This is a genomic window from Jatrophihabitans sp. YIM 134969 (assembly GCF_054456675.1).
Map to the genome: position 1 here is coordinate 43,658 of NZ_JBTJEQ010000037.1, position 7,322 is coordinate 50,979.

Below are 7,322 nucleotides of genomic sequence, written 5' to 3' on the forward strand. Positions count from 1 at the left end.
CGGTGAGGGCGTGACCCGGCTCTCTCCGCGCGGCGCTCAGCAGCCGTCGTCGCCCGCGGCCGGGACCACCTCGGACGCGCCGGGGCGCTCCGCCGCCGCGAGGGCGTCGAGCACGTCGGAGGCGAAGGTGGGGGAGAAGGACCGGTCCACGAGGCAGCCGCCCTGGTGCCGGCCGCCGATGAGGCCGATGGCACTCCACCCGTCGGAGTCGGTCAGCCACGGCGAACCGCTGGTCCCCGAGGCGAAGCCTCTGCAGTCGACGGACGGCGACGAGGCCCGCTCGACCACCGGGGTCGTGCACCGCAGCGGGGCGTCGTCGATGCCGGCCGGGTACCCGATCACGGTGACCGTGCGTCCGAGCGGTGGTACGACCTCGACGCCGACGCCCCCGCTGACGTCCTGGACGTGGACGGTCGCACCGTCGCGTTGCCGGGGTGCGAGCACGAGGAACGCGACGTCGTCGTCGGTGTTCTCCCCGCCTCGCCACCCGGCGGGCGCCTGCACGCCGACCACATTCCACTCCCCGAACGGCTCGTGCCCGCGGTCGTAACCCGGCACGAAGGTCAACCCCGCCGCCGTGCCACTGATGCAGTGTGCAGCAGTCATCGCGATGTCCCTGGAGGAGCTCCTCACGACCGTGGCGGTGCAGTTGTGCGGTTGCGAGGTCCCCGCGGCGAACAGGGGACCGACCGCGTCCGTGGGTGACCACGTCGACCCTGGCGTGGGAGCCGGGGCCGTCGTGGTGCGTGCTGCCACGGTCCCGCTCGCGCACCCGGCGAGCAGCGCCGTCGCGGCGGCCAGGGCGGTGGCGAGGCCGGCGCCGGCCGTGCGTGCGGGCACGCTCACGCGGCCGCCGGCATGCGCAGGGCCTGGGTCAGGAACGGGAACGACGACTGCAGCGCCTCCCGCCACACGATGAAGCTGTGGGCCTGCCCGGGGACGACGTGCGTGCGGACCGTGAGTCCGGCGGCACGGCTCAGGGCCGAGAGTTCGGTGAGGGCCGCCATGGCGGGGCCGTCCTCACCGCCCGACTCGTACCAGGACGACAGCATCGGGAAGTGCCGGTGGCGCAACAGGTTCGCCGGATCGTGGGCCTCGTACGCCGCGGTCGACCCGTGGAACAGCGCCGCGGTGGTGGTCTCCGGTGCCACGACGTCACGCACCGAGGGCGCGGCGATGCCGGAGTAGTCGCCGAACGCCGCGTACTCGGTGGGGTGACGCAACGCCAGCTCGGCCGCGCACATGCCGCCTTCCGACAACCCGGCGACCGCCATCGAGCGAGGGCCGGTCTGGCTGTCGAACACGCGGTGCATGAAGGCCGGGACGTCCACGGTCAGGTACGTCTCGACCCGCCCGTCCGGCCCGTCGACGCACTCGCTGTCAGCGGTGAGGGACCCGTTCGAGTCCGGCATGACGACCAGCGGAGCGAGCCCGGAGTGGCGCGCCGCGTAGGCGTCGGCGGTGGCGTTCGCCCCGCCGCTCTGGACCCACGTCGTGGGTGTGCTCGGCGAGCCGGGCAGCAGCTCGAGCACCGGCAGGTCGGCCTGCGCGCCGTCGACGTATGCCGGCGGCAACCAGACCCAGGCGGTCCGGGCGTGGAAGTGCGAGACGGTCCCGGGGATGTCGACCGGTTCGACGACGCCCTCGCGCACGTGGGCGTGGACACGTTGCTCGTGGGTCACCCACGCGGCGGTGACCTGGTGCGTCGGCGCGGCGAACACCGTCGACAACGTCGGGTAGTAGCCGTAGTGCGCGTTGACGAGCGTGCCCGCGAGCAGCGCGGTCGCCGCGACGGCCGCGACCGGCACCAGCCGCCGCAGGCGGACCCAACGCCACGCCGCGATGCCCAGGGTGACGCCCAGCACGACCAGCCCGAACCAGATGTCGAACGTCCAGGGCAGTCCCCAGTCGGCGAGGCCGGTACGGCTCACGACGAGTGCGGCGGCGACCGTGGTCACGGTCGCACCGGCCACGCCCAGGCCGAGTACCCGCCAACGCGCCCGCTGCTCCCACGGCACGCACGCCGCCAGAGTGATCACGGCGAGCGCGACGGTGACCGCGAGGAACCCCGCACCGGTCAGTGACATGGTGGCCTCCGGACGGTGCCGCCCGACGACGTCGACCCCGTCCCGGGCGTCCGGCTGCGCACGGTGCTGACACCAGTCCCGCCAGCTGTGCGCACCGCGTGTGGCTCAGCGCGTCCTTCGTGGACCGGTCAGAAGCTGACGACCCCGCGCACGCGGTGACCGGTCGCGATGGACTCACCGGAGACGGTCGCGGTGCGGGGCGAGACCAGGAAGACGATGAGGTCGGCGATCTGCTCCGGACTCGACTCGCCGCCCGCGCCGGGGCGGACCTCGCTCGCCGGCGTGGGGGTCACGGTGCCCGGGCTCACCGTGTTGACGGTGACGCCCGAACCGGCCACGGAGTCGGCGAGGTTCTTCGCGGCGATGATGAGGGCGGCGTTGCGCACCGAACCGGTGACGTTGCCCGTGAGGAACGCGTTCTGTCCGCTGACACCGACGATGCGCCCGAAGCCGGCCTCGACCATGGTGGGCAGCACCGCGTTGGCCATGCGCAGGAACGCCATGGCCTTGACGTCGACGGCGCCGATCACCTGGGCGGGATCGGCCTGACGGGTCGGATCGAGGGTCCGCGCGCTGGGTGCGGCGGTGACCACCAGGCCGTCGAGTCGACCGTGTTCGGCGAGCACGGTGGCGACGGCGCTCTCGACGGAGGCATCGTCGGTCGCGTCGAGCGTGATCCCTCGCGGCGCACTGCGTGAACCCACGACGACCGTCGCGCCCTCGTCCTCCAGCCGCGCGACGACGGCCGAGCCGATCAGGCCGTTGCCTCCGACGACGAGCACGACCCGGCCGCTCAGTTCGAGATCCACGAAGCCACGGTAGGACGCCCGCCGCGACCGATCCGGAACGGGGCGGCCGTGGGTCGCAGCAGCGCCCGCGGCGGAGCGCCGAAGAGAAAGCTCCCCCGACTGGACTCGAACCAGTAACCCTTCGATTAACAGTCGAATGCTCTGCCAATTGAGCTACGGGGGACCGTGCTCGGCCGCGGGCGGTGTCCCGCCGAACGGCCTCGGAGAGCTTACCGGACCGGCGCGAGCGGCTTGCGCGGCGCGGGGTCGGCGGCGAGGTAGAGGGCGCCCGCGACGACGAACAGCGCCGCGGCGACCCAGCCCGCGCGGCCGGCCCACGCCTGCGTGACCACGGCGCCGACGACCACGCCCACCACGAACGCGAGCAGCGCCCCGACCAGGCGAGCGGCGAGCAGGGCGTCGGCGCGGGCTCGGGACGACACCGCGGTCAGCACCGAGGCGACGGTCGTCCGGGAGTTGCTCGTCATGACCGTCGAGGTGAACTTCGCCGACCCGATGTGGTCGAAGGCGGCGATCTGCATCCCGGCGGCGAGGGCGATCGCGCACGAGACCGCGACGTCGGGAACCGAGGAGGGCAGGGCTCCTGCGACCCCGAGCACGACGACGAGCACCGCGAGCGTCGCGACCTGGGGGACTCGGCCGGGCAACCGCCGGCGCGCCAGCCACTCGACCGTCACCCCGGCCACGAAGGCACCGAACGTCGCGAGCGGCCGCCAGAACGGGACCACCGTGGGGTCGACGACGCCGACGCCGGTGAGGACGAGGTTGCCGGTCATGGCCTCGGCGAACACGTGGCCGTGCGCGAGGAAGGTGTACGCGTCGACGAAACCCGTGCCGACGAGCAGCACCAGCCCGCCGACCAGGGGCATCGCGGAAGGCGGGGGCGCGGCCGTCATGACCGGCAGATCATCCCACCGCGTGCGGGTCCGTGCTGGCACGTCGCCGCAGACGACGACGGCCGTGGCGACCGGTCCGACCCGGTCACCACGGCCGTCGGGCCGAACCGCTCCCCGTCAGCCGGTCGCTGCCGCCGGGGTGGCGGGCGTCGGGTAGTCGAGGACCGTCACCGGCGTGCCGGGGTTGGCCGCCGACGACGCGCCGCCGGTGTTGTTGATGACGTGGCGGATGCTGCCGCTGCCGTTGACCGGGTCGAGGAAGATCGTCAGCAGGTGGTGGAACCGCACGTTGGGTCGGGTCGGGGTCGCGAACGCCCGGGAGGCGTTGATGTCCTTCCCCTGGTTGAAGAAGCTGTACGACCCCATGCCGTACCCGGAGAACTGCCGCACGTTGGTGCCGACCTTGAACGCCGCGTAGCCCACGTTCCGGCCGTCGGAGGTCCAGGCGGTCGGGCTCGGCACGTCGTACGGCATCTCGTTCTGGAAGAACACGACCGTGCCGCGCTCGCCGTTCCAGACCGTCTCGTAGCCCTGGTAGTGCTCGACGAACAGGCCCGTCGCCGTGACGTCGTCGCCGTTCACGACCACGCCGGTCGGGGCGATGTTGGTGGTCCACCCCACGCCGTCGCCGTGGTCGGCCCGCCACGCCCAGATGTCGTCCAGGATCACCTTGTCGCTGTTGACGAGAAGGCTCACCGCGGCCTGACCCACGTGCGGTCCGCCGATGCGGAAGAACACGTCGTGCAGGGCGGTCGGGCCGAGCTCGCGCGAGGCGACGGACCTGTGCGCCGCTGTCCCGACCTGCAGCAGCGCGCTGGAGTACGAGGTGCCGGCGTCGAACACGAGGCCCGCGATGTCGACACCCGCGACGTCACCGACGCGCAGGGTCGGCGCCGACGTGTCCGACGTGAGTGTCGCCATGCCCAGGCCGAGCACCACCGTGCCCGCGCGCTTGACCGCGATCGTCGTGTCCACGTCGTAGACACCCGGCGTCACCAGGAGGTTCTTGCCGTTGGCGAGCTTCGTGTTGATGGTCGCGGCGGTGTCGCCGGGCTTGGTGATGTAGAAGTTCGACAGCGGGATCGCCCGGCCGCGCGTCTGACTGGCCGACGACCACGTCGAGCCCGTGGTCCCGGTCGTCGCGACGGGCACGAAGACCTGCCAGGTGCCCGAGCCGTCGACGAACAGGTACGGCTTCTCCTTGGTGGCGGGCGACGCGGTGAGCGTCGTGTAGTAGTTCGAGTCGGCGGTGGGGAAGCCCTCGGCGGGCGCGCCGTACACCCCGGAGAACACCGCGTTCCACACCCCGTTGCTCCAGCCACCGATCGTGCTGTTGCGGGTGAGGAACTGCTGCTGGGACCCGTTGACCACCGTGGACGGGATGCGGGAGTCGGCGATGAAGCCGCCGCTCGCGTACGACGGTTGGGTGCAGTAGTCCATCAGCGTCACGTTCTTGCCGTTCGGGACGATGTTGACCCGACGCATCGGCGAAGCCTGCGACACCGCCCAGAACTCGCCGCTGTAGCACCCGCTGTGCTGCGGGTCGTTCGGGTCGTCCGTGACGTTGATCGTCAGGTTCGACATCGAGCGCCAGAAGTTGTTCAGGGCGATGCAGCCGGTGTCGCCGCACTGGTTGTAGACGTTGATCGACCCGTTGATCACGACGTCGTCCGGGTTCTGGCCGAGCCCCGCGACCTCGGTGTAGTAGCCCACCTGGAAGTTCAGCGGGTCCGCCGTCGAGCCGTACGTGCCGGGCAGGAACAGGATCGCGTCGCGGCGTTCCCCGAACTGGTTGGTGGCCTGCGCCGTGTAGACGGCGTCCACCTCGGCCTGGATGTCGGCCTGCGGCATCGACGGGTCGATGACGTGGACGTTCGGACCGAGGTCGGGCGGCGCGGGCGCCGCCTGGGCGGCCGGCGCCGTCACGGCGATGACCGCGACCGATCCTGCGACGAGAAGGGGGACGAGGGCGAGAGCCCTGCGTCGGGAGGGGCGCTCCACTGCGCCTGGGGGTTTGTCCACGGCGGGAACTTAAGCCTCGACACGCGTCGAGACCAGGGTCTCGACCGAACGCGTTCGGACTCGCGTCCCAAACCGGACAGATCGCACCCGCCGGTTCGGGCGGTGGTCGTTCGACGGTGGTGGCAGGGTGGGCCCGCGTGGACGCCGACGCCCTCCTGCGCCAGATCGCGCCGCTGCCCTTCCCCGAGCGTCAACGACGGCTGGTCGAGGTCGCCCGCCGTGAGATCGGCGGCCCGTCGTGGCAGACGTTGCTGCTCGGCCTGCTGACTCGTGGGGCGTACGAGCGGCGGTGTGCGCTGCTGATGGCCGGGGTGGTCCGCGACCTCGACCACGTGCGGGCCTCGCTCGGTGTGGGCGGACCCGACGAACGGGTCCACGCGCTCGTGGTGGGGATCCGGCTGGGCCTCACGGCGGGCGAGCTCGAGGCCCTGCTGCCCGGCCTGTCCCGGGCCGGTCGGCAGGCGATGATCCGGACGGTGCGACGCGACAGCACGCCGGAGGTGGCCGACGCCCTGCTCCCCGCCGTTCGCGCCGCCCTCGGCGACCCCGCCGCGGCCGGCGTCCTGCCGGCCTGCTCACCCGAGGTGGTCGCGGCGCACCTGGCCGGTCTCGACTGGGCCGTGACCTCGTGGGCGGCCCTCGGCCACCGCCACCCCGGTGTCGTGCTCGACCACCTCGAACGGACGCTGGCGGCGACGCCTCGGGCGCTGTGGTCGGACGAGCTCCGCCGGCTTGGAGCGGGCCTCGCCGCGTGCACACCGCACGCCCCGGACCGGGTCCTCACCGTCCTGGAACGCTGCCCGCCGGGCGTGGCCCTCCCGCCGCACGTCACCGGTCGCCTCGCCGTCCTGGCCCGTCACGACCCGGAGCGCACGGCCGCCCTCCTGCTGCGCCCCGGCGCCGGCGTACGTCTCGGGCGGGCGCTGGTCGACGCGCTCGCCGCCCTCCCGGACGACCTGCTCGGACGGCTGCTCGCCGCCACCGCCCGCCACGCGCAGGGGAACGTCCTGCGGCACCTCCCACCGCACCGCCGCGTGGGCGTCCACCGGATCGCCCGCGGCGAGGCGACCGGCGCGGTCGACCTGGCGGTGCTGGACCTCCTGCCGTGGCCCGAGCGGCACCTCCTGGCCCGCGCCGCCCTGGCACGGCACGACGTCGCCGACCACCCTGACCAGCGCCTCGCCTACGTCGCCCGGTTGCCGTTCGCCGAAGCCGAACCCCTGCTCGCCGCCGTCACCCGCGAGCCGACGGCCGAGCGGCGGGCGCTCGGCTACGCGCTGCTCCTGACCGCCGCTCGCGGGTCACGCGACCCCGCCGTCGTCGAGGTCGTGCTGACCCGGCTCACCCGCCTGCCGAACGAACAGGATCCCGTCCGCGTGGCTGCTGTCCGCGGCGTCGCCGAGCTGCCCGGTCGGTGGTTGACCGCCGCCGCGGCCGACGCCGCCGTGGGGGTTGCGGCCGACGCCGTCGCGGCGCCGGACGCGTCGTGGGCGACCCGCGCCGGAGCC

The 7,322-nt window shown here is 73.2% G+C and carries 5 protein-coding genes, 1 tRNA gene and 1 pseudogene; 1 reads left to right on the forward strand and 6 read right to left on the reverse strand.

The features are described 5' to 3' along the window. Positions 1-36 precede the first annotated feature (36 nt). The 6 genes from ACXR2U_RS17630 to ACXR2U_RS17655 all read right to left on the reverse strand — a co-directional run bounded on the left by ACXR2U_RS17630 (position 37) and on the right by ACXR2U_RS17655 (position 5,718). A complete protein-coding gene (locus ACXR2U_RS17630; protein ID WP_458826374.1) occupies positions 37-846 on the reverse strand; it encodes a trypsin-like serine peptidase in 810 nt (269 codons plus the stop codon). Then, positions 843-2,087 carry an alpha/beta hydrolase gene (locus ACXR2U_RS17635; protein ID WP_458826375.1) on the reverse strand — a complete coding sequence of 415 codons (1,245 nt, stop codon included), beginning with the start codon at positions 2,085-2,087 and terminating at the stop codon, positions 843-845. Before ACXR2U_RS17635 ends, ACXR2U_RS17630 begins: the two co-directional genes overlap by 4 nt. Positions 2,088-2,215: 128 nt before the next feature. Then, positions 2,216-2,896 carry an SDR family NAD(P)-dependent oxidoreductase gene (locus tag ACXR2U_RS17640; RefSeq protein ID WP_458826376.1) on the reverse strand — a complete coding sequence of 227 codons (681 nt, stop codon included), beginning with the start codon at positions 2,894-2,896 and terminating at the stop codon, positions 2,216-2,218. Between the two features lie 90 nt (positions 2,897-2,986). After that, a tRNA-Asn gene (locus tag ACXR2U_RS17645) sits at positions 2,987-3,059 on the reverse strand. A gap of 46 nt (positions 3,060-3,105) precedes the next feature. Further along, positions 3,106-3,792 carry a YoaK family protein gene (locus tag ACXR2U_RS17650; protein WP_458826377.1) on the reverse strand — a complete coding sequence of 229 codons (687 nt, stop codon included), beginning with the start codon at positions 3,790-3,792 and terminating at the stop codon, positions 3,106-3,108. Between the two features lie 117 nt (positions 3,793-3,909). Further along, positions 3,910-5,718, reverse strand: a complete 1,809-nt coding sequence (locus ACXR2U_RS17655) for an adenylyl cyclase (RefSeq protein ID WP_458826378.1) — start codon at positions 5,716-5,718, stop codon at positions 3,910-3,912. Positions 5,719-5,951: 233 nt separating this feature from the next. On the opposite strand from ACXR2U_RS17655, the pseudogene ACXR2U_RS17660 reads away from it, so the two are divergent. Next, positions 5,952-7,322: pseudogene (locus ACXR2U_RS17660) on the forward strand (hypothetical protein); the annotation flags it as partial.